Source organism: Peribacillus sp. P4_D6 (genome assembly GCF_056401795.1).
This window is the reverse complement of the sequence record NZ_JBFUIQ010000324.1, coordinates 1-1,420: the sequence shown is the minus strand read 5'-3', so window position 1 is coordinate 1,420 and position 1,420 is coordinate 1. Positions and strand designations below refer to the sequence as shown.

The 1,420-nt window shown below is 43.3% G+C and carries 2 protein-coding genes; both read left to right on the top strand.

The window, feature by feature from the left end; all coding sequences use genetic code 11:
- Positions 1 to 27 precede the first annotated feature (27 nt).
- A complete protein-coding gene (locus tag AC1DVB_RS27215; protein WP_477591946.1) occupies positions 28 to 660 on the top strand; it encodes a bifunctional 4-hydroxy-2-oxoglutarate aldolase/2-dehydro-3-deoxy-phosphogluconate aldolase in 633 nt (210 codons plus the stop codon).
- A gap of 164 nt (positions 661 to 824) precedes the next feature.
- Positions 825 to 1,420, top strand: a 596-nt coding sequence (larE, locus tag AC1DVB_RS27210; RefSeq protein WP_477591944.1) for an ATP-dependent sacrificial sulfur transferase LarE, incomplete at its 3' end; no start/stop codon positions are given.

Below are 1,420 nucleotides of genomic sequence, written 5' to 3'. Positions count from 1 at the left end.
ATGTAACGAGGTAGAAAGGTGGAAAAAATGACTAAACTTGAAGAGCTTAAACATGGGAAGCTGGTCGGCGTCATCCGCGGTGCACGCCCCGATCAAATTATACCAATCGCCCGGGCCCTGAAAGAGGGCGGCATCCGAACGCTAGAAATAACAGTGGAAACACCCAAAGTGTGCCATTTGATCGAAAAAGTGAAAGAGGAGTTCGGTGATGATATCATAGCGGGTGCCGGTACAGTATTGGATCCTGAAACGGCCCGTGCGGTCATCATGGCAGGGGCTGAATTTATCTTTTCTCCAACCGTCAATGTCCAAACGATTAAACTGGCGAAGCGCTATGGCGTTATTAGCATCCCTGGTGCGCTCACACCAACCGAAATATTGACTGCTTACGAGCATGGAGCTGACATTATCAAAGTTTTCCCGGCAGATGCACTAGGTGTTAGCTACTTTAAAAATCTTAAAGGACCGCTCCCTCATATTCCCCTTATGCCAACTGGCGGTGTCAACCTTGACAACCTCACGTCATTTTTTAAGGCAGGGGCCATCGCGGCGGGAGTAGGCGGTTCATTGATCAATCCTGCGAAATTGATTACAGGTGAAGATTACACCAGGCTGACAGAAACGGCAAAAAAATTCTCGGCTATCGTACAAAAAAGCTAAAGCCGTCCAGCGCTTATATGAATATCATTTCAATAAGCGCTTTGAATGAAAGTACGACTGCTTTATTTCCTCCTTTTCAATTTTTTTGTAGTCCATCAAGGGTGGTGTGATAATGCTGGTGGGCAGAGGATAAATTCAGCTAAACCAGAAAGGGGAAAAGTGATATGTTACTAGAAAAGTACAGAAATCTGCAGGATATTCTTCAAAAAATGGAGTCGGTTGTGGTCGCTTTTTCAGGAGGGGTGGACAGCACGTTTTTGCTAAAAGTAGCTATTGATACTCTGGGTTATGAGAATGTGTTAGCCGTTACAGCGGATTCGGAAACCTATCCATCGAGTGAGTTGAAAGAAGCCATTATGCTATCAAAATGGATTGGTGCAAACCATCGTGTCATTCAAACTTCGGAGTTGGCCATTCCTGGATATAAAGAAAACAATCAGAATCGCTGTTACTTTTGTAAAAGTAGTTTATTTGACCACCTGCTTCCTATTCTTGAAGAATATGAATTTAATAATATTATTTATGGAGTTATCGCTGATGATGCTAACGAATTTCGTCCAGGCATGAAAGCAGCTAAAGAAAAAGGAATCAGGGGACCTCTTCTAGAAGCCGATTTATTCAAAGAAGAAATAAGAGTATTGTCCAAGCAAGCCGGATTGCCAACCTGGGATAAACCGYCATTTGCTTGCCTATCCTCACGAATAGCATATGGCGATATCATTACGAGTGAAAAATTGACCAAAGTTGATAAATCAGAGGC